The organism is Rhodococcus sp. MS13, from assembly GCF_013277835.1.
GTDB classification, from domain to species: domain Bacteria; phylum Actinomycetota; class Actinomycetes; order Mycobacteriales; family Mycobacteriaceae; genus Rhodococcus_F; species Rhodococcus_F erythropolis.
In genome coordinates this window covers 388,791-408,207 of the sequence record NZ_VBTL01000004.1, presented here as the reverse complement: position 1 = coordinate 408,207, position 19,417 = coordinate 388,791, and the positions used below count along the sequence as shown (strand labels likewise).

Genomic DNA, 19,417 nt, shown 5'->3' with positions numbered 1-19,417 from the left:
TAAGTTATTCCTTAATTAAGGAGTTGCTTACATGGACGAGCGAAGTGGTCGACTCGATTCAGTGTTCAGCGCACTGGCCGACCCGACGAGGCGTGAAATGCTCTCTCGCCTGAAGAATGGTTCGATGACCGTCGGTGAGCTGGCCGAGCCGTTCGAGATGAGTCGGCCCGCCATCTCGCAGCATCTGAAGGTGCTCGAGCAAGCCGGTCTCATCGAACGAACCGCCACCGCGCAATGGCGCACGTGCACCCTTCGCGCGGAGGGGCTCGACGACGCCAGCGCATGGGTCGACGAACACCGGCGCGGTTGGAACGAACGCTTCGACCTCCTCGACGAGCGTCTACGTGAGCTGAAGCAACGTCGACCGAAGAAGGAGAAGGACAATGAGTGACCAGAATGCCGATGCCACCGCAGAATTCACCATCACCCGGATCTTCGATGCGCCGCGTGACCTTGTCTGGCAAGCGTGGACCGATCCCGACGAGGCGGCGCGGTGGTGGCACCCCGAGGGTGTCAGCAGCCCTCGGGAGCACGTCACGATCGACCCCAGAGTTGGCGGAACGTACCGCTACCTGATGATCAACGACGAGAATGGTGCCGAGTTTCCCACCGGTGGAACCTATCTCGAGGTCGACGAGCCGAAAAAGCTAGTCTTCACCTGGGGGGATCCGGGAGATTCGGTGGACACCGCGCCTCGAATCACGGTCACGCTCGCAGATCGGGGAGACAAGACCGAGATGACATTCCATCTGGTCGGGATCCCGGGTTTCAAGGGCGACGGCAACGTCTACGACGGGTGGGAATCCGCGTTCGACGTGCTGGACAAGGTATACCGCGGCGAGTAGTCGGGAATCGGACACCGCCACCGGGGCACCGGTGATTGAATGGAGTGAACACACCATTCAATCACCGACGTGGGAGAGCCTGATGGCACCAGAGGTTGCGGTAGTTCTCGAGGGATATACCTACTTCGAATGCCCGCGCTGGCACGAGGACCGAATTTGGGTGTCGGACTTCTATACCTACCAGGTGATTTCAGCCCGTGAGGACGGGACCGACGTACGCGTCGAGGCGGAGATTCCAGGGCAGCCGTCCGGGTTGGGGTGGCTTCCGGACGGCAGATTACTGGTCGTCTCCATGCGGGACCAGAAGATTCTGCGGCGAGAATCCGATGGCGATTTGGTGGTGCACGCAGACTTGTCCGGGTACGTGAGTGCCAACGTCAACGACATGCTGGTCGACGCGCAGGGACGAGCGTACGTGGGCAACTTCGGGTTCGACCTGATGAACCTGGCCCCCGTCGAGACGGCAGATCTCCTCCGCGTCGACCCGGACGGATCGGTGCACGTCGTGGCGCGAGATCTTTACTTCCCCAACGGGATGGCTCTGGCGTCGACCGGAGATCTGCTCGTGGACGAAACGCTGGGAAATCGAATCAGTGCGTTTGCCGTCCAGCCCGACGGCTCTCTGGGCGAACGCCGTGATTGGGCGTCGTTCGGGCCGGTACCTGGTGGACCCGAGATGGAGACCACCCTCGCTGAGATCGTCGTTGCGCCCGACGGATGTTGCATCGACGGAGACGATTCGATGTGGGTGGCCGACGCACTCGGAAGTCGAATTCTCCACGTCGACCCGTCTGGCAAGACAATCGATGAAATTGCCTTCGACAGCGGCGTCTTCGCTTGCGGGCTCGGCGGTTCCGACGGTCGTACGCTGTTCGTCTGTGCCGCCCCGGACTTCAACGAACACGCTCGCAAGGTGGCAACAGAAGGAAAGCTGCTGTCGATTCGTCTGGAGCCTTTGGGCTGACATGGAATTGGTGACCTCGCTACCTGCCGACACTCCGCTGCGGCAGGTGGCTCAGCACGTCGAACGCATCGAGAACCTCGGTTTCGACACGGTGCACATCTCCGAGACCATTCGCGACCCCTTTGCCGTGGCGGCACTGGCCGTCGAGCACAGCAGTACTCTCACTGTCCGGACGTCGATGGTTGTCGCGTTTGCGCGCAGTCCCATGGTGACGGCTTTGGCTGCCTGGGATCTTGCAGGTTTCTCGGGTGGGCGATTTCAACTGGGGCTCGCAACGCAGGTGCGCGGGAACATCGTCGGGCGGTACTCGATGCCGTGGACCAATCCTGTTGCACAACTGCGCGATTACGTCAGTGCTGTACGGGAGATATTTCAAGCGTTCCAGACAGGCGGCGAACTCGACTATGCCGGCTCGCACTACACCTTCAACCGACTGCAGCCCTACTTCAATCCGGGGCCGCTCGACGTTCCAGCTCCCGAGATCTGGACCGGGGGAGTGAACTCCCGCATGTGCTCACTGGCAGGAGCCGTCGCCGACGGCTTTGTTGCTCACCCCACCAGCTCCCATCCGAAGGTGCTCGCGGAGAAGATCATTCCATCATTGACGGCAGGAGGAAGGAAGCCGCGGCTGATTGCCGTTCCGAAGACGATCACCGGCAAAGATCGTGCCGCGATACTTGCTCGACGAGAAGCGGTGCGCAGTGAACTTGCCTTTCTCTACTCCACACTGGCATATCGAACCGCGCTCGAGGTTCTCGGCTTGGCGGGAATCGGCGAGAAGCTGACTGCGATGGCACGAACGGGTGATTGGGATCGACTACCAGCGGTGCTCACGGACGATGTTCTCGACATCTTGGTCACGCAATGCACCTACGCCGAACTCCCCGGGGTGCTGAGTTCGAAATACGCGAGTCTCTGCGACGGCATTGCACTGGCAGTGCCGGCGGATCCCGCCGACGACCGCGCCTTCGCAGCGATGTGTGAGGAGATTCGAGCCGCCGCAGCGTCTGCCTCGTGACGTCCAGTCGGCGCGAACTACACTCTCGACATGGGGCGCGTCTACGAAGGCATCGATGAAAAGCTCACCACGTGGTTGCAGGCCCAACCGCTGTTCGTCGTTGCTACCGCACCGTTGTCTCCTGACGGGTTGATCAATTGCTCACCCAAAGGGGGAGTCGGATCGTTCGTGGTGCTGACATCCACCCGCGTGGCGTACCTCGATCTCACTGGCAGCGGTGTGGAAACCATCGCGCACGTGCGCGAGAACTCGCGAATAACCCTGATGTTCATGGCATTTGACGGACCACCGAAGATCGTTCGACTGCACGGTCACGGACAAGTTCTGCCCGCAGGGTCGGAACCGTTCAACGAGCTTGTCGGTAGGTTCCCCGAGCACCCGGGACTGCGGTCGATCGTCGTGGTCGATCTGACGCGCATTTCGGATTCGTGCGGATACGCAGTACCGCTGATGGACTACCAATCCGATCGTGACGTGCTCGACCGCGTAGCGGAGAAGAGGGGTCCGGAGCGGCTCATCGCCTATCGCGCCGAGAAGAACGCGAAGAGTGTGGACGGCTTACCTGGCATCGACGCGGAGTGATACAACATCGCGACGCCGTGAGAAAGAGTGTGGGGCAGGTGATTCTGACATTGCCTGCCCCACGACCTCGTTGTGCTGGTTACTTCGCCATGTCCTGAGCTGCTCGGTACGAGAAGACCATGGCCGTGCCGAGTGGAACTCCGGGGCCGGGGTAGAAGCGGCCGCTCAGTGACGCGCTCGTGTTGCCGGCGGCGTACAGGCCGTCGATGGCGCTGCCGTCAGCACGCAGGACTCGGCCGTTGACGTCGGTGACCAATCCGCCCTTGGTGCCGAGGTCACTGAGGACGATGCGGGCCGCGTAGAACGGTCCGTTCTCGATGGCCGTCAGTGCCGCATTCGCGCCGCCGTTGGGTGGGCAGAAGAACGCGTCGTACGGGTCTTCGCCGCGATGGAACTCTTCGTCGACGCCCAGTTTTGCGGCATCGTTGAACTTTTCGACAGTGCTGCGCAATGCGTCGGCCGGTAGTCCGGTCTTGGCAGCGAGTTCTTCGAGAGTGTCGGCACCGACCCACGTTCCGGCTTCGAGGTGCTTTGCGGGCGCCGTGTTCGGGATGCAGATGGCGGGCAGTCCGCCACCCTCGCGCGAGTCGAAGATCATGAACGACGGCACGGCAGAGCCGTTGTCGTCGTGAGCATCCATGGCTCGTCCGAACTGGTCGTACGGAAGCGACTCGTTGAGGTAGCGCTCACCGGCGCTGTCGACGACGAGCCCACCGCGAACGCCGACCATGAAGGCGGCGCTGCCGTCGGGCTGCTCGACGCCGGGGCAGAACCACGCCTGATCGAGCAAGGCTGTTGCGCCGCCGACAGCAATACCGGCAGAGATCGCGTCGCCGGTGTTGGCGCCGAAGGGACCCATACTCCAGATCGCCTTGCCGGGGGTGCCTGCCTGCTCACGCATCTCGGCGTTGCCTTCGATGCCGCCTGCTGCCATCAGGACACCGCGGTTCGCCTTGATTCGCTGGGTTTCGCCGCCGGATTCGACCTCGGCGCCGACAACACGGCCGTCTTCCACGATCAGGGAGGTGAGGACGGATTCGGTGCGAAGTTCTGCCTTACCGGTGCTCTGAACTGCGGCCAGCAGACGGCCGATCAGTGCGCGCCCACCGATCATCGGGCCGGGAGCATGATCCTGACCGGTGCGGTCTTGGTCCAGTTCCGGACGCACCTTGCCGGCGAGGTCACCGATGTCGGCGGGATCGAGATCTAGAGGGTTGATGGATCGTCCCGTGTCCATCCGGCCTTCGGCTTTGTAGTAGTCGGGGAACGCACGGAACTCGAATTCGATGTTCGGGTTCTGCTCGAGTAGAGCGACGACAGCGGGAGCAGTCTCGACGTAGGCGTCCTGGCGCTCGGACTCGGCGTCACCGAGCAACGCGCGCAGATAGGTGCGGGCATTCTCGGTCGAGTCGGGAAGTCCGGCGCGTTCCTGCACCTGGGTACCTGGGAGCCAGATCGAGGCGCCCGAGTAGGCGGAGGTCCCGCCGAAACGATCGGTTTTCTCGAGGACGATCGTCGTCAATCCCTGAGCAGCGGCGGTATATGCGCCGGTCAGCGCTCCGCCGCCGGAGCCGACTACCAACACGTCGCACTCGCTGGTCCAGTCCTGCATCATTGCGTCCTTACTCCAAGAGGGTGGGGTGTCCACGGAATACCGCACGGCACTGGAAGGCCATGCCAGGTCCCACTGAGCGGGCAATATGCCGAGATGGGTGGTCCAGGTGAGAGAATTAGCGCGGTCGTTCGCGGCCGGGACACATAATCGATGATGGGGGCGACGTTGCCGAGAATTGCCGAGGTCAGGGACGCTGCTGAGCCCAGTTCGGACGAGCAGCGGGCGCGCCATGTGCGGATGCTGGAAGCGGCCGCCGAATTGGGGACCGAGAAAGAACTCTCGCGGGTTCAGATGCACGAAGTTGCCAAGCGGGCAGGCGTGGCCATCGGCACTCTCTACCGTTATTTCCCTTCGAAGACGCACCTCTTCGTCGCTGTGATGGTCGAGCAGATCGATCAGATCGGCGACAGTTTCGCCAAGCATCAGGTGCAGTCGGCCAATCCGCAGGACGCCGTGTACGAGGTCCTGGTGCGCGCGACTCGCGGGTTACTGCGTCGGCCGGCCCTTTCGACTGCGATGCTGCAGTCGTCCAGTACCGCCAACGTCGCGACGGTGCCGGACGTGGGCAAGATCGATCGCGGCTTCCGGCAGATCATCCTCGATGCGGCCGGGATCGAGAACCCGACCGAGGAAGACAACACCGGGTTGCGTCTGCTGATGCAGCTGTGGTTCGGGGTCATCCAATCGTGCCTCAACGGTCGAATTTCCATCCCGGATGCGGAGTACGACATCCGCAAGGGGTGCGACCTGCTTCTGGTGAATCTCTCACGACACTGACGTGACCTCGCCCCTTCTCGGGGTGGGTTCGTCATGTCCTCAAAATTGAAATCAATTCTATTATTCGAGTCAGACTTGGTTCAAAGATGACGTTCATTCCGGCATTGCCCTGACATCAACAATAGAATACATTACAGAAAAGTTGACGGTGAGTCAGCTCACCGACCGAAAACTCCACGAAGGAGCGCACATCATGGGTCATGCAGTCATCGTCGAGGCCGCTCGGACACCGATCGGCCGTCGTCGCGGCGCCCTGGCGGGGCTGCACCCCGCCGAGATTCTGGGAGCAGCGCAACTCGGCGTTCTCGAACGGGCAGGCGTCGCACCGGAAGACATCGGGCAGATCATCGGCGGCTGTGTCACCCAGGCAGGTGAGCAGTCCAACAACGTCACGCGGCAAGCGTGGCTGCACGCCGGATTGCCGTACAGCACAGCGGCAACCACCATCGACTGCGCCTGTGGATCTGCCCAGCAGGCAGTGCATTTGATTTCCGGCCTGATTTCCTCAGGTCAGATCTCGGCCGGTATCGGCTGCGGCGTCGAGGCGATGAGCCGTGTGTTTCTGGGCCAGGCAAACGCGCCCGGTACGGGAAACCCGTACCCGGACGACTGGACCATCGACATGGGTGACCAGTTCACTTCTGCGCAGCGTATCGCCGAGAAGCGTGGCATCACACGCGCCGACGTCGACGCCTTCGGCCTGGAATCGCAGCGCCGCGCAGCCCAGGCTTGGGCCGAAGGACGCTTCGACCGTGAGATCGTGCCAGTCAAGGCTCCCGTCGTCACCAAGGAAGGTGTGCCGACCGGTGAGATCGCCACTGTCACCCGCGACGGTGGCCTGCGCGCGACGACAGCCGAGGCGCTGGCCGGACTCAAGCCGGTCATCGAAGGCCATATCCACACCGCCGGCAACTCGTCGCAGATCAGTGACGGCGCGGCTGCGGTACTGCTGATGAGCGAAGAGCGCGCACAGGAACTGGGATTGAAGCCCCGCGCGCGGATCGTCGCGTCCGGCATGGTCGGATCCGATCCCTTCTATCACCTGGACGGACCGATCGAATCCACCCAGATGGTGCTCGACAAGGCCGGAATGACTCTGAACGACATCGATCTCGTCGAAATCAACGAAGCGTTCGCCTCGGTAGTGCTCTCCTGGGCGCAGGTTCACGACGCAGATCTGTCCAAGGTCAACGTCAACGGCGGTGCGATCGCACTCGGGCATCCCGTCGGTTCGACCGGCGCTCGTCTGATCACGACCGCGCTGCACGAACTCGAGCGCTCGAACAAGTCCACGGCGCTGGTCACGATGTGCGCCGGTGGCGCTCTCTCTACCGCCACCATCATCGAACGCATCTGACCCGTACTCACACTGTCGAATTGACGAGGTAGACATGACCATTGGATTGAGTGAAGAAGATCGTGACCTCCGCGACTCCGTACGGGGCTGGGCGGCACGTCACGCAACACCCACCGCTATCCGTGAAGCGGTCGAGGCGAAGGTCGAAACTCGCCCACAACTCTGGAGCGGGCTTGCCGAGCAGGGACTTCTCGGACTACACGTGGCCGAGGAATTCGGCGGCGCTGGATACGGATTGGTCGAGCTCGCGATCGTCGTCGAGGAACTCGGGCGCTCCATGGTTCCCGGCACGTTCCTGCCGACAGTCGTGGTCAGCGCCGTTCTCAGCGACGCCGGAGTCACCGCTCCGCTGGCCGGACTGGTCGACGGCAGCACGCTCGGAGCCGTTGCACTGCAGCCGGGTTCGCTGAAGATCGCCCGCGACGGCGACACCGCCACCCTCAGTGGAACGTCCAGCCAGATTCTCGGTGGCCATGTCGGCGACGTGTTCCTCCTCGCGACGGACAGCGGATTCGTTCTGCTCGGACGTGACCGCCTCGAGGTCACGGACTTGGCCAGCTACGACGTCGTACGTCGTAACTCCGAGATCACCGTCGACGGACTGGTCCTCGCTGATTCCGAGATCCTCACCATCGATACGCAGCGTGTACTCGACATTGCCGCAACACTGTTCGCGGCCGAGGCATCAGGCTTGGCCGACTGGGCCGTCACGACCTCGGCCGACTACGCGAAGGTGCGTCAGCAGTTCGGTCGCCCGATCGGCCAGTTCCAGGGCGTCAAGCACAAGGCCGCTCGGATGCTCGCTCTTGCCGAGCAGGCGCGCGTCTGCGCGTGGGACGCTGCGCGCGCACTGACGCCCGCCAACGGCGTCGGTGCCGAAGAGGCTTCTCTCGCAGCAGCCGTCGCCGGAGCCACGGCCCTCGAAGCAGGCTTCTCCGTCACGCGTGACTGCATCCAGGTGCTCGGCGGAATCGGCTACACGTGGGAGCACGACGCGCACCTGTGCCTGCGCCGCGCGCAGTCCCTGCGAATTCTGCTGGGTTCCACGGCATCCTGGCGTCGTCGCGTTGCCGAGCTGACCATTGCCGGCACCCGTCGCGTGCTCAGCATCGAGTTGCCGCCCGAGGCCGAGGCGGTCCGCGCCGACGTTCGCGCCGAGCTCGGTCCTGCGCTCGAACTCGAAGGTGCCGCGCAGAAGACGTACCTCGCGGAAAAGGGCTACACCGCACCGCACTTCACGGCTCCGTGGGGCAAGTCCGCCGATGCCGTCAGCCAGCTGGTCATCGCCGAAGAACTGCGCGCTGCGAAGATCAAGCCGCACGACATGATCATCGGCAACTGGGTCATCCCGACGCTCATCGCGCACGGCAACGAAGAGCAGCTCGCCAAGTTCGTCCCGCCGTCACTGCGCGGCGATATCGTCTGGTGCCAGCTCTTCTCCGAGCCCGGCGCAGGTTCCGACCTCGCGGCTCTGAGCACCAAGGCCACCAAGGTCGACGGTGGCTGGAAGTTGCAGGGCCAGAAGGTGTGGACGTCGATGGCACGCGACGCACACTGGGGAATCTGCCTCGCGCGCACCGACGCCGACGCCCCCAAGCACAAGGGCCTGTCCTACTTCCTGATCGACATCAAGAACAGCGGCCTCGACATTCGCCCGCTTCGCGAGATCACCGGTGAAGCACTGTTCAACGAAGTCTTCTTCGACGACGTCTTCGTCCCCGACGAGTGCCTGGTCGGCGAGCCGGGGGACGGCTGGAAGCTCGCTCGCACCACACTGGCCAACGAGCGTGTCTCGCTGTCCAACGACTCGTCTCTCGGATCGGGTGGTGAGGCTCTTCTGAGTCTGGTCGACGGACTACCCGGTGGCATCGACGACGAGCAGCTGACGGTGCTCGGAAAGGTGCTGTGCGACGCGCAGTCCGGCGGTCTGCTCGGTCTGCGCACCACGCTGCGCTCGCTCACCGGCGCGCAGCCGGGGGCCGAATCCTCGGTGGCGAAGTTGATCGGTGTCGAGCACATCCAGCAGGTCTGGGATGTGGCAATGGAGTGGGCCGGGCCGAGTTCACTTCTGGGCGAACAGCATCGGATGTCTGCAACCCAGATGTTCTTGAACTCGCAGTGCATGTCCATCGCGGGTGGTACAACCAATGTTCAGCTCAACATCATCGGTGAGCGAATCCTGGGTCTGCCTCGCGACCCCGAACCGGGAAAGTGACCTGCACATGAGCAATCGCACCTTCGTCATCGGCGTGGGCATGACCAAGTTCGAGAAGATCGAGACCCGCGACTGGGAATACCCGGACATGGTGACCGAAGCCGTCTCGAATGCACTCACCGATGCCGGGATCAGCTACGACCAGATCCAGCGTGCTGCAGTCGGTTACGTGTTCAACGCGTCGACAGCAGGCCAGCGTGCCCTGTACGAAACGGGTCTGTCCGGTATCCCGATCTTCAACGTCAACAATAACTGCGCCACCGGCTCGACGGCACTGATGATGGCGCGCGAGTGGGTACAGGCCGGACAAGCGGACTGCGCACTGGCCGTCGGCTTCGAAAAGATGACCAAAACGGCGCTGACCGGAACCGGTGAGATGCCCAAGGTCACCACTTTGGATTCGCAGCTGAAGATCATGGTCGAGGACTACGGCTTCGCCCGATCGCCCATGACCGCTCAGTTGTTCGGTAATGCCGCCGTCGAGCACATGAAGAAGTACGGCACTACGGTCGAGCAGATTGCAGCCGTGGCGGTCAAGAACCACAAGCACTCGGTCAACAATCCGTATGCGCAGTTCCGTGACGAGTACACCCTCGAACAGGTGCTCGGCGACAAGATGATTCACGAGCCGCTGACGCGCTCGCAGTGTTCACCGACTTCGGACGGTGCCGGTGCTGCCGTCGTCGTGAGTGAGAAGTTCGTCCGTGAGCACGGACTCGAGGACCGTGCGATCGAGATCGTCGCTCAGGCCATGACCACCGACACCTCGGCAGCGTTTGCCGAGAAGTCGATGATCGACGTAGTCGGCGCGCCGATGACGGCTGCGGCCGCCGAGCAGGTCTTTGCCGAAGCCGGCATCAGCATCGACGACGTCGATGTCATCGAACTGCACGACTGCTTCGCGATCAACGAGATCATCACCTACGAAGGTCTCGGAATGTGTGGCGCCGGTGAAGGCGGAAACCTCGTCGAATCCGGTGCCACTACGTACGGCGGCCAGTGGGTCGTCAACCCGTCTGGCGGTCTGATCTCGAAGGGCCACCCGCTGGGTGCCACCGGGCTGGCACAGTGCGCCGAACTGACGTGGCAGCTTCGCGGGACCGCAGACGCTCGCCAGGTCGAAGGCGCACGAATCGGATTGCAGCACAACCTCGGACTGGGCGGCGCGTGCGTCGTGACCGTCTACCGAGCCGGAACTTTGGAGAACTGATGGCTATCGATCTCGAGGTGGCATTGTCCGCCGAACCGACTGTGCGCGAAGCGTCGTGGACGGACCGCGACGTCATGCTCTACCAGTTGGGGCTCGGCGCCGGCGTGAACGCTCTGGATCCCGCCGAGCTCACCTGGGTGTACGAAAATGGTCTGAAAGTGCTCCCGACCTTTGCAATGGTTGCAGGCCAGGGAGTTTCGGCGGGTGTACTGCCCGCAGCGTCGATGAGTATGCCGGGAATCGACATCGACCTGCGCAAGATTTTGCACGGTGGGCAGTCGCTGACACTTCACGCGCCGATCCCGTCGACGGGTGCTGCTCGTATTTCCACTCGCATCGCTGACGTGTGGGACAAGGGCAAGGCTGCCGTCATCGTGCTCGAGACGGCGGCCGAGGACCTTGACGGGAATCCGTTGTGGACCACCGGAATGCAGATCTGGGCCCGCGGCGAAGGTGGCTTCGGCGGCAGCGCCGGTCCCGAAGTTGTTGCCGGGGTGCCTGACCGGGCGCCCGACAAGGTACTGACGTCGAGCACGAGTACCTCACAAGCTCTGGTGTACCGACTCAGTGGAGACATGAACCCGCTGCACGCTGATCCCTCCTTCGCGAAGATGGCGGGATTCGACGCTCCGATTCTGCACGGTCTGGCGTCGTACGGCATCGTCTGCAAGGCGGTGGTCGACGGAATTCTCGACGGAGATCCGACGCGGGTGAAGAACTACTCGGTGCGGTTCGCCGGTTCGCTGTTCCCCGGCGAATCCATCACCACATCGGTATGGCAGGACGGCAACACACTGACCTTGGCGGCGACGTGCCCCGAGCGCGAGAACTCCCCGGTTCTCACACACGCAACAATGGAGATCAACTGATGGACCTCGGCACGCACCCCACGGCAGCCACACACCCGGGCGGCACGGTTTTGACGTCGCCGCCGCAGGACGCCCCGGTCGACCGGGCCACGGCAGCAGCGCGTCGCGTTGTCGACGCGATGCTGCGCACCGACCGCGGAAACGCCAATCTGGATCGGGTTGCGGAGGAGCTAAACAGCATTGCCGAGCACCTCGAGCAGCACTCGCCCGAGGTGGCCGAGCGCTTGATCGACATGTGGAACGGTGAGGGCGTGACTCGTCACGATCCGGTGACCGGCCCCGAGAATGCCATTGCGCCGCCGCTGGTTTTGGAAGGGCTCGCTGACGGGTCGGTGCAGGGAGTGGTCACGTTGACGCTGCCGTACCAGGGCCCTCCCGGCCACGTACACGGCGGTGTTTCGGCTCTGCTGCTCGATCACGTTCTCGGTGTGGCCAATGCCTGGGGTGGAACTTCAGGCATGACAGCACAATTGAGCACTCGGTACCATCGCCCGACTCCGCTGTTCGAGCCCCTCACGATCAGCGGCAAATTCCTTTCCAAGGACGGCCGCAAGATTCACACCGTCGGTGAGATCAAGACTGCGGACGGCGAATTGTGTGTGTCGGTAGAGGGATTGTTCATCGACAAGACCGTGCCGCGCCCCAGGTAGGGGTCTGACGAAGGAGGGCCCAGTGGGCAAGCTCGACGGACGTGTAGCAGTGGTCACCGGTGCCGGTATGGGCATCGGGCGCGGAGTGGCAGGCGCGTTCGCGCGTGAAGGCGCGTCGGTGTTGGTTGCCGAGATCGACGAGGCAGCGGGCCTCGAAACCACCCAGTGGTTGCGGGACGAATGGGGTGCGGAGGCGGAATTCGTCCGGACCGACGTCACCGACAAAGCTCAGGTTGTTGCCATGGTCGACAAGTCCGTCGAGCGGTTCGGACGCCTCGACATCCTGGTCAACAATGCTTGGCGGACTTTCGGTTTCGCTCGGCTCGAGAAGATGACCGACGAGCAATTGCGCGGCGGTTTCGACATGGCAGTGATGGCCGCTTTCTGGGCCATGCAGGCTGCGTTGCCGGAACTCGAGCGTCACGGCACCGGCCGCGTGATCAACATGTGCAGCCTCAACGGCGTGAATGCTCACATGTACTCGGTGCAGTACAACGCGGCCAAGGAAGCATTGCGAACACTGACTCGCACTGCTGCCCGCGAGTGGGCTCCCAAGCACGTGAACTGCAACGTCATCTGTCCCGGTGCGCAGAGTGCGGCGTACAAGCGTGTCGCCGAAGCCAATCCGGAAAACGTGGCAGTGATGGCCGCCCAGAACCCGATGGGGCGGATCGGCGATCCCCTCGACGACATCGGCCCCGTTGCGGCCTTCCTGGCGAGCGACGACAGCCGTTACGTCACCGGCAACACTCTCTTCGTCGACGGTGGTGGGCACATCAACGGTGTGCAGTGGGCGCCGACCGTCGACTGATCGGCAGTAATTCGGCTCGAGAATCCGGCGTCTATTTGGCCGTGAATCCCGCATCGACCGGCAACGCGATACCTGTGACGTATCGAGCCTGATCCGAGACCAACCAGGCTATCGCGTTGCTGACGTCGGAGGCTTCGATCAGCCCGACGTCCAAGAGATTGCCGACGTCTGCTCCGCTCGATGCGGGGGAGTCTGCGAACAATTTCGCGACGGCATCGTTGACGACCATCGGTGTATTCGCTCCCGCCGGATGCACGGAGTTGACACGAATGTTGTGGGGAGCAAGCCAGTGCGCCCACGTGCGCCCCAACCCGACGATGGCGTGTTTACTCGCGCAGTAGCCGTCGGATCCGCCGGTTCCATCACCTCCGCGGCCGACAAGTCCCAGTGTTGATCCGGTCAGGACTATTGCGCCGCCTGTCCCTTGCTCGATCATCGCGGGCGCTGCGGCCTGGACGGTATTCCAGACGCCGAAAAGATTGACCTCCATCTGGTCGCGGAAGGCGCGGGCATCGTCGATGTCCGGGGACATCATGCCGATACCGGCGTTGGCCAGGACGATGTCGAGGCCGCCCAACACTGCGATACCTTCGGCCACTGCGGCTCCCAGCGCGGGTAAATCGCGAACGTCGACTTCTCGCGCGACGACATTTCGCCCGACCGCCTCGATCATTGCCGTTGTCTGCCTCAAATCCTCGGCGGTACCCATCGGGTAGGCCACCGATTCGATCTGGCGGCAGATGTCGAGTGCAATGATGTCCGCACCCTCCTGCGCCAATCGCACGGCATGGCTTCGGCCCTGACCTCGGGCGGCTCCGGTGATCAGTGCGGTTTTGCCTTCCAACTGTCCGGGCATGGGGGCTCCGTCCGTCGTGAATCATGAGTACTCGGTCATGAGTACTGACTCGAGGGGACGGCGAAACTCGTCGCCGGCGACGTAGTCTGAGTTCAGATACAGCGGGAACTCGCTTCGGAAGAGAAGAGGCTCGGTATGTCCGATTGGGAGAAGAAGTTCGAAGCTGAAGCCAAGGGCCTCCTGGCAGAGGTTGAAGAAGAGCTGACCGTCCTCGAAGGTGTCGACACCATCGATCCGTTTGGTGAAGACGATCCTCCAGCGGGAGATGACGACACCAAGCCTGCCTCGGACTGACCCCTGCGACACGTCGACCTGACCCCTGCGACACGTCGACGCGCCTCGACGCCGCTCGGTATCTCAGAACGGTGGTGGGTCGTCCCCGTAGTCGATGGGTTCTCGGTGGGCTCGCGGTGATTTCCGCCGCTTGCATTGAACGTGCTCCTCAGCTCGTTTCTGAATCCGTCGGCGTTGACGATTGCGTTCGGACTGGATACGGGCGGCCTTGTTCTCCGCCTGGGTCCGCCGATCTCGACCGCACTGCGGCGGTATCGGGCCGTGCGGCCCGGCCATCAACCCTGCGGGGCGTGTTCGGTAGCAATGCCCAGTCGGCGATGTCAGCGACATGGTCCGATCCTGGTTCGACGCGAATTGCCACCGGTCGGAATGCTTGAGGCGATGGTGGTTGCGGCAGAACGCACTCATATTCGATTCGACTGTCTTGCCGCCGCGTTCGGGGTCGCCATGATGGAACGGTTCATTGTGGTCCAGATCGGAATTCCAGGCCGGGACATCACAATGCAGCCATTGGCAGCTGCCCGCGATGATCCGCAACCAGGTATCGAGAACTGAACCAGGCCGGTAGACGTACGCCGAACCGGGCACCGATTCGGTGGCGGTATCAGCGGGTACTCGGACGTTTCGAATTACGGCGTCTTGGGCGATGTCGCGAGCATGCTCAGCGCTGATCACCCCGTACCCGTCGAGGTGAGCGGGCTCGCCGCCTCCGCGCAGAGTGGAATCAGTCATCACGACGTGAACCACGGGCCGACGAACGACAACACCACCGCTACGATCCTGCGGGCAATCAGCTCGGCCACAGTTGCACGGCAAGAACGGTGATCCGTTGGTCAACTCGAAGAGCGCGTCGGCTCGTCGCTGCTCGTATGTTCGAGAGTCGTTTCGGCATACCGACATTGCCAACTCGCGTAGTCGGCCGTCGAATGCCCGAGCCTGCTCTGCCGGAATGCTGCCCAAGATCTTTGCCATCCCGTCCTCGGCAGCGCTGACCCCGACGAACCGATCGGTGAGAGCACGGCGTCGACGTTCTCGCATACCTTCCGGGTCCACCATCGCCACGATCCGATCGATCGCCGCTGTCAGTCGCCTTCCCGTCAAGCCCGTTCCGCCGGCTACTGGTGGGGCGAGAACCTGCTCGAGCAGTAGTCGTTCCACTTCGTCGATCAATTCGTCTTTCACGTTCGCGGTCGCGGAATCGATCAAACCAACTCGGTACAGATCCAACTCGCCACGCGCCATCGCCGCTCGAGTGCGATGCAAACGAGTCTTCAACGAGAACCCCAACCCGATCAGCTTGCCGGCAGCCGCGCGGCCCATCGTCAGTGACGCACCGACTTCCGATTCAGCCAACTCGTGTGCGGTCGACGACCACGCACCACTGGCGGCATGCTCTGAGCTTCGCCGCGAAAAGAACTCGGCAATCACAGCGAGCTTGCGTTCGACCAGCATCGCCTCACATGCGTGCAGATCTGTCATGAGATCAACCAGCGCACAATCAGTTTCGGTACCGGTCAGCTGCGCTGAGATACCGAAGAGCTCTGTTGTCGGGTTGAACATGCATCCATTCTATTCGAATGTGTGTTCGATATGAACTGAATTCTCAAATCAGTCGGAATAGTCCGAGTTTTCTGATTCTCAGCGAATTTCCAAGGCCTGTCGTAGTGCGCTCAGAGGATCCGAGGCGTCACGACGCCCACGCGGACCAGGCCCTTCTGGGTTGACGAAGCGGCCCTCGTCCGAGCGAGTCCACTCTCGTACGGCCCATCGCTCCTTGATCGCCCAGCGACCGTTGCGACGCTCCATGTGGTCGATGAATCGCGCACCGCTGGTGAAGTTGATCATCCCGATGCCTTCGGGCCCACCCCAGTGTGTGGACATCGAATACGCCTCGCTGATCGCGTGGTCGCCGTGCAGTTCGACCAGATGGTTGCCGATGTGATGCATCGTGCCGCCGATCGCCGAGAGTTTTGGTGTCACCCAGGCGATGTACTGGTCGATGTTGCCGTCGAATCCGGTGTGATGGTCGATCGCATCCGGGTGGTAGGCGCTGCGGACGAGATCGAAGTCGAGGCGGTCGATGCCACGGCAGTACGTCAGAACCACCTCACGGATTGCCTGCTTGTCGATGAGATCTTGCAGTGCCCGGTCCATGTCACGCCTCCTTGATGCTGGTCATCCAGTCGAGTAGTTCTGGTAGTTCTTCGGCGGCGCAATCGAATACGGCGGGTCGGAGAACGACGACGGACGCGCCGCGGGCGAACCAGTCCCGGGCCTTGTCTGCGGTTGCCGAGAGGTCGACGGACCCGTTGTCGCGTCGAACCGGCGCCGCAGACACTTGCACGCGCGCCGACTCCGGGTCACGTTGGTGAGCTTCGAACGTGTTGCGCAACAGTGCAACACTGTCGGTGAACGTTCCCAGATCGGTCGGGTTCACGGTCCAGCCGTCTGCGACGCGTGCGATGCGGTCGAAGTTCCGCCGGCTTGGTCCGAAACCGAAGAGCACCGGTATTCGGGGTTGGATCGGCAGCGGGAGGCTGTGGTAGTTCTCGAAAGCGAAGTCGCGCCCCTGGAAGGTGGCCGGTGCATTGGTCCACAGTTCGCGGCAGGCTGCGACGGTCTCCTCCATGCGCCCGAATCGCGCGTCGAAAGGCATGTTGGTGGCGGTGTATTCAGCTTCTTGCCATCCAACGCCGAAACCCATGACAGTTCGACCTTCGGACAATGAGTCGAGAGTGGCAACCTGCTTTGCAAGCAGGGCCGCCGGGCGAACAGTGGCGATCAGAACCGATACTCCGAGGCGAGCTCGTTCCGTCACCGCGGCGATCGAAGACAGAAATGAAATCGGTTCGTACCAAGGGTGATCCAACGGGAACAGGAAGTTGTGTTCGACTACCCGCTGGGCGTGAGCGTCGGCATTGAACCCGAGGTGGTCGCCGGTGCAGATCAGATCGATCCCGGCACTGTCAGCACGCGCGGCGAAGTCCAGGACCGGGCGGACCTTGCCGTCGAACAGGGCCTCGAGACCCAAAACGTTGACACCGATTTCCACAGTCGTTCCTCTACAGTGCCCGCTTGGCATGAGCGGACATGTCGCCCATGTTGTCCAAACAGAAGAGCCTCGAGCTGAACTGCCACGACCCGTCGATGCACGTGAAGCGATCGAAGTAGCGCCCCGACAAAATAGGTTGCAGGGCAAGATCTTCGGTACCTTGTATGACCGTTACGTACGAGAGCGCCGTCGCTGATTCACCGTCGACCGAGATTCGCGTGTTGGTCAGCAGATGTTTGGTGCGTGGAACCGGCGGATCTCCGTACATCCGAATGAAGCCGCTGCAGGCTGCGAACACTGCGTCGGCGTCGGACGAAATGAGAGTGGTGGCAACCCCGTCCGGTCCGCACTGCCCGTAGTCGGACTGGGCGAACAATGCAGCGACTTCACCCAATCTGCCCTGATCGATCAAATGCGTGTACTCACAGAGCAGGTCACGGATCGCAGACTCGGCGACGATCCGTGACAGCTCCGCGGTCATACGGTGATCTCGCGCCGAACCATCTTGCCGGTTGCGTTGCGAGGCAACAGATCACTGGTGATGCGCCACTTCGACGGCACCTTGAAGTAGGAAAGTCGCTCGGCGGCGTAGTCGCGCAGCTCCGCCTCCGTGGTGGCAGCCCCGGGACGCAGTACAACCACGGCGGACACTTCCTGGCCGAGGTCGGGGTGCGGCATGCCGATGACAGCGCACTCGATCACGTCGGGGTGTTCGTCGAGCGTCTGCTCGATCTCGGTGGGGTAGACGTTCTCGCCACCACGCAGGATCAGGTCGGAACGACGACCGGTGAGACGGAGACGTCCGTTCTCGATGACGCCGAAATCGCCGGTGCGGAGCCAGCGTCCCGGTGCAATTGCAGACTCGGTCGCCTCGTCGTTCTCCCAGTATCCGAGCATGACGAACGGGCTGCGCACGCACACTTCACCTTCGATGCCGTCCGGCAGCCACTCGCCGAAGGGATCGCGAATCTCCATCGAGACGGTGATGATCGGACGTCCGAGAGTACCTGGGAACTCTTCGAGTTCGGCGCCGACGGCGACCGCAATTGCGGTGCTGCATTCGGTGAGGCCGTAACTGTCGACCAGAGCGTTGCGTGCGAACGGCACCTGCTCCTTGAGGCGTTCCTTGAACGCGGGCGACGACGGCGCGGACGCCAGCGAGAATGCAGTCAACGAAGAGACGTCGTACTTGGCGATGTTGCCGTGTTCGAGTAGCCGCGATGCCATCGTGGGGACAGCACCCCAGTTGGTGACGCGCTCGCGTTCGACCAACCCGAGCACCTTGTCGACGTCGAAGCCGCCCTCGGTCAGGATGACGGCGCTGCCTGTCGCGAGACGGGGGACCACCAGATTGTGCAGGCTGGCGATGTGGAAGAGCGGGGAGGTGAGTAGATAACGCAATGGGCTCGGCTTGGAAGCGTCGTACTCACGGCCGGTGAATGCAGCGCCGATCGCGTCGCTGTATTTGTGGTAGTCGACGACGGCCATCACGTTGCGGTGCGAGTGGAGTGCGCCCTTGGGGCGGCCACTGGTACCGCTGGTGAACAGGATGACGGCGGGGTCGTCCTCGTCGATGTCGGTGCTCGGCACGTCGGAGCCTGCATATTCCGCGATGAGCGCGGGCAGATCCTCTTCCATGGTGAGGACCGTGATGTCTGCCGGCAGTTCGGGGAGGGCGGCGCCGCGCTTGGCGTCCACGACCAGAACCTTCGGGCGTGAGAGCTCGATCCCGTGGGTGACCTCGCGCGGAACCCACCAACCGTTGAGACCGACAGCGATCGCGCCGAGCGCCTGCGTCGCGAAGAACGTCATGACCCATTCGGGAGTGTTGGCAGCGAGGATGCCCACACGGTCGCCCTTGCGGACTCCGTACTTGTCCCGCAGAGCAGTTGCCAGCGCGGCGACGGAATCAGCGTGCTCGGTGAACGAGATTCGACGATCGCTGGTGACGAGATAGTCGCCGTCGCCCCAGGCGCGAGATGCCGAGATGAGTTCACCGATGGCGTGACCACGGTTCTTCATCACGGGCATGACGGTGCCGAGAACCTCTTCTTCGACGATCTCGAATGGCCCACCTGGACCGGTGAGGCGTGAGACCGCCTGGTCCAGAAGCAACTGCGGATCTGCGGGGGCAGTCATGGAATGGCCTTTCGTATTGTGGCGCTTTTCACGTCACAAAATCTCACGAGAAAATCATATCTGTGGCGGCGGTTACCACTGAGCGAGACTGGGACGGTTCCGGCATTGAGGCGTCGATACGTTCGAGTCGTATCGCAGTTGGAGTAATCGACATTCCGATATC

The 19,417-nt window shown here is 62.6% G+C and carries 20 protein-coding genes; 13 read left to right on the top strand and 7 right to left on the bottom strand.

Features of this window, described 5'->3' with window-relative positions:
- Positions 1-31 precede the first annotated feature (31 nt).
- The 5 genes from FEZ59_RS10315 to FEZ59_RS10295 all read left to right on the top strand — a co-directional run bounded on the left by FEZ59_RS10315 (position 32) and on the right by FEZ59_RS10295 (position 3,409).
- Positions 32-391 carry a metalloregulator ArsR/SmtB family transcription factor gene (locus FEZ59_RS10315; RefSeq protein WP_133727114.1) on the top strand — a complete coding sequence of 120 codons (360 nt, stop codon included), beginning with the start codon at positions 32-34 and terminating at the stop codon, positions 389-391.
- Positions 384-845, top strand: coding sequence for an SRPBCC domain-containing protein (locus FEZ59_RS10310; RefSeq protein ID WP_021345567.1), 462 nt, complete (start codon positions 384-386; stop codon positions 843-845). Before FEZ59_RS10315 ends, FEZ59_RS10310 begins: the two co-directional genes overlap by 8 nt.
- Before the next feature lie 82 nt (positions 846-927).
- On the top strand, positions 928-1,809 hold the full coding sequence (locus FEZ59_RS10305) for an SMP-30/gluconolactonase/LRE family protein (RefSeq protein WP_172932601.1): 882 nt from the start codon (positions 928-930) through the stop codon (positions 1,807-1,809).
- A gap of 1 nt (position 1,810) precedes the next feature.
- Positions 1,811-2,827, top strand: coding sequence for an LLM class flavin-dependent oxidoreductase (locus FEZ59_RS10300; protein ID WP_134999022.1), 1,017 nt, complete (start codon positions 1,811-1,813; stop codon positions 2,825-2,827).
- 30 nt (positions 2,828-2,857) lie between these two features.
- Positions 2,858-3,409 carry a pyridoxamine 5'-phosphate oxidase family protein gene (locus FEZ59_RS10295; protein WP_172932600.1) on the top strand — a complete coding sequence of 184 codons (552 nt, stop codon included), beginning with the start codon at positions 2,858-2,860 and terminating at the stop codon, positions 3,407-3,409.
- Positions 3,410-3,488: 79 nt separating this feature from the next.
- Here FEZ59_RS10295 and FEZ59_RS10290 read toward each other — a convergent pair whose 3' ends face one another.
- The gene (locus FEZ59_RS10290; RefSeq protein WP_020909157.1) at positions 3,489-5,021 is read right to left on the bottom strand and encodes an FAD-dependent oxidoreductase; all 1,533 of its coding nucleotides are present in this window, start codon (positions 5,019-5,021) and stop codon (positions 3,489-3,491) included.
- A gap of 153 nt (positions 5,022-5,174) precedes the next feature.
- Between FEZ59_RS10290 and FEZ59_RS10285 the strand changes: the two genes are divergently transcribed.
- The 7 genes from FEZ59_RS10285 to FEZ59_RS10255 all read left to right on the top strand — a co-directional run bounded on the left by FEZ59_RS10285 (position 5,175) and on the right by FEZ59_RS10255 (position 12,913).
- A complete protein-coding gene (locus FEZ59_RS10285; protein WP_019745323.1) occupies positions 5,175-5,801 on the top strand; it encodes a TetR family transcriptional regulator in 627 nt (208 codons plus the stop codon).
- A 193-nt stretch (positions 5,802-5,994) separates the two neighbouring features.
- Positions 5,995-7,158 (top strand): steroid 3-ketoacyl-CoA thiolase, encoded by a 1,164-nt coding sequence (locus FEZ59_RS10280; protein WP_020970810.1) that lies wholly within the window; start codon positions 5,995-5,997, stop codon positions 7,156-7,158.
- Positions 7,159-7,192: 34 nt separating this feature from the next.
- On the top strand, positions 7,193-9,373 hold the full coding sequence (locus FEZ59_RS10275; RefSeq protein WP_172932599.1) for an acyl-CoA dehydrogenase: 2,181 nt from the start codon (positions 7,193-7,195) through the stop codon (positions 9,371-9,373).
- A gap of 7 nt (positions 9,374-9,380) precedes the next feature.
- Positions 9,381-10,583 (top strand): lipid-transfer protein, encoded by a 1,203-nt coding sequence (locus tag FEZ59_RS10270; protein WP_047889698.1) that lies wholly within the window; start codon positions 9,381-9,383, stop codon positions 10,581-10,583.
- Positions 10,583-11,452 carry a MaoC/PaaZ C-terminal domain-containing protein gene (locus FEZ59_RS10265; protein ID WP_021331978.1) on the top strand — a complete coding sequence of 290 codons (870 nt, stop codon included), beginning with the start codon at positions 10,583-10,585 and terminating at the stop codon, positions 11,450-11,452. The genes FEZ59_RS10270 and FEZ59_RS10265 overlap by 1 nt, the downstream gene beginning before the upstream one ends.
- Positions 11,452-12,102, top strand: coding sequence for a PaaI family thioesterase (locus FEZ59_RS10260; protein ID WP_021331979.1), 651 nt, complete (start codon positions 11,452-11,454; stop codon positions 12,100-12,102). Before FEZ59_RS10265 ends, FEZ59_RS10260 begins: the two co-directional genes overlap by 1 nt.
- Positions 12,103-12,124: 22 nt before the next feature.
- Positions 12,125-12,913 (top strand): SDR family oxidoreductase, encoded by a 789-nt coding sequence (locus FEZ59_RS10255; protein WP_021331980.1) that lies wholly within the window; start codon positions 12,125-12,127, stop codon positions 12,911-12,913.
- 31 nt (positions 12,914-12,944) lie between these two features.
- Here FEZ59_RS10255 and FEZ59_RS10250 read toward each other — a convergent pair whose 3' ends face one another.
- On the bottom strand, positions 12,945-13,769 hold the full coding sequence (locus tag FEZ59_RS10250) for a mycofactocin-coupled SDR family oxidoreductase (RefSeq protein WP_021331981.1): 825 nt from the start codon (positions 13,767-13,769) through the stop codon (positions 12,945-12,947).
- A gap of 135 nt (positions 13,770-13,904) precedes the next feature.
- Here FEZ59_RS10250 and FEZ59_RS10245 point away from each other — a divergent pair, with 135 nt between their 5' ends.
- Positions 13,905-14,063, top strand: a complete 159-nt coding sequence (locus FEZ59_RS10245; RefSeq protein ID WP_021331982.1) for a hypothetical protein — start codon at positions 13,905-13,907, stop codon at positions 14,061-14,063.
- A 63-nt stretch (positions 14,064-14,126) separates the two neighbouring features.
- Here the strand turns inward: FEZ59_RS10245 and FEZ59_RS10240 are convergent, their stop codons facing one another.
- From FEZ59_RS10240 to FEZ59_RS10220, 5 genes are all read right to left on the bottom strand, one after another.
- Positions 14,127-15,623, bottom strand: coding sequence for a DUF222 domain-containing protein (locus FEZ59_RS10240; protein ID WP_172932598.1), 1,497 nt, complete (start codon positions 15,621-15,623; stop codon positions 14,127-14,129).
- A 78-nt stretch (positions 15,624-15,701) separates the two neighbouring features.
- The gene (locus FEZ59_RS10235) at positions 15,702-16,217 is read right to left on the bottom strand and encodes a nuclear transport factor 2 family protein (RefSeq protein ID WP_021331984.1); all 516 of its coding nucleotides are present in this window, start codon (positions 16,215-16,217) and stop codon (positions 15,702-15,704) included.
- Position 16,218: 1 nt separating this feature from the next.
- On the bottom strand, positions 16,219-17,115 hold the full coding sequence (locus FEZ59_RS10230; protein WP_021345554.1) for a TIGR03619 family F420-dependent LLM class oxidoreductase: 897 nt from the start codon (positions 17,113-17,115) through the stop codon (positions 16,219-16,221).
- 10 nt (positions 17,116-17,125) lie between these two features.
- Positions 17,126-17,596, bottom strand: a complete 471-nt coding sequence (locus FEZ59_RS10225) for a nuclear transport factor 2 family protein (protein ID WP_020909146.1) — start codon at positions 17,594-17,596, stop codon at positions 17,126-17,128.
- Positions 17,593-19,254, bottom strand: a complete 1,662-nt coding sequence (locus FEZ59_RS10220; protein ID WP_007732670.1) for a class I adenylate-forming enzyme family protein — start codon at positions 19,252-19,254, stop codon at positions 17,593-17,595. Before FEZ59_RS10220 ends, FEZ59_RS10225 begins: the two co-directional genes overlap by 4 nt.
- Positions 19,255-19,417 lie beyond the last annotated feature (163 nt).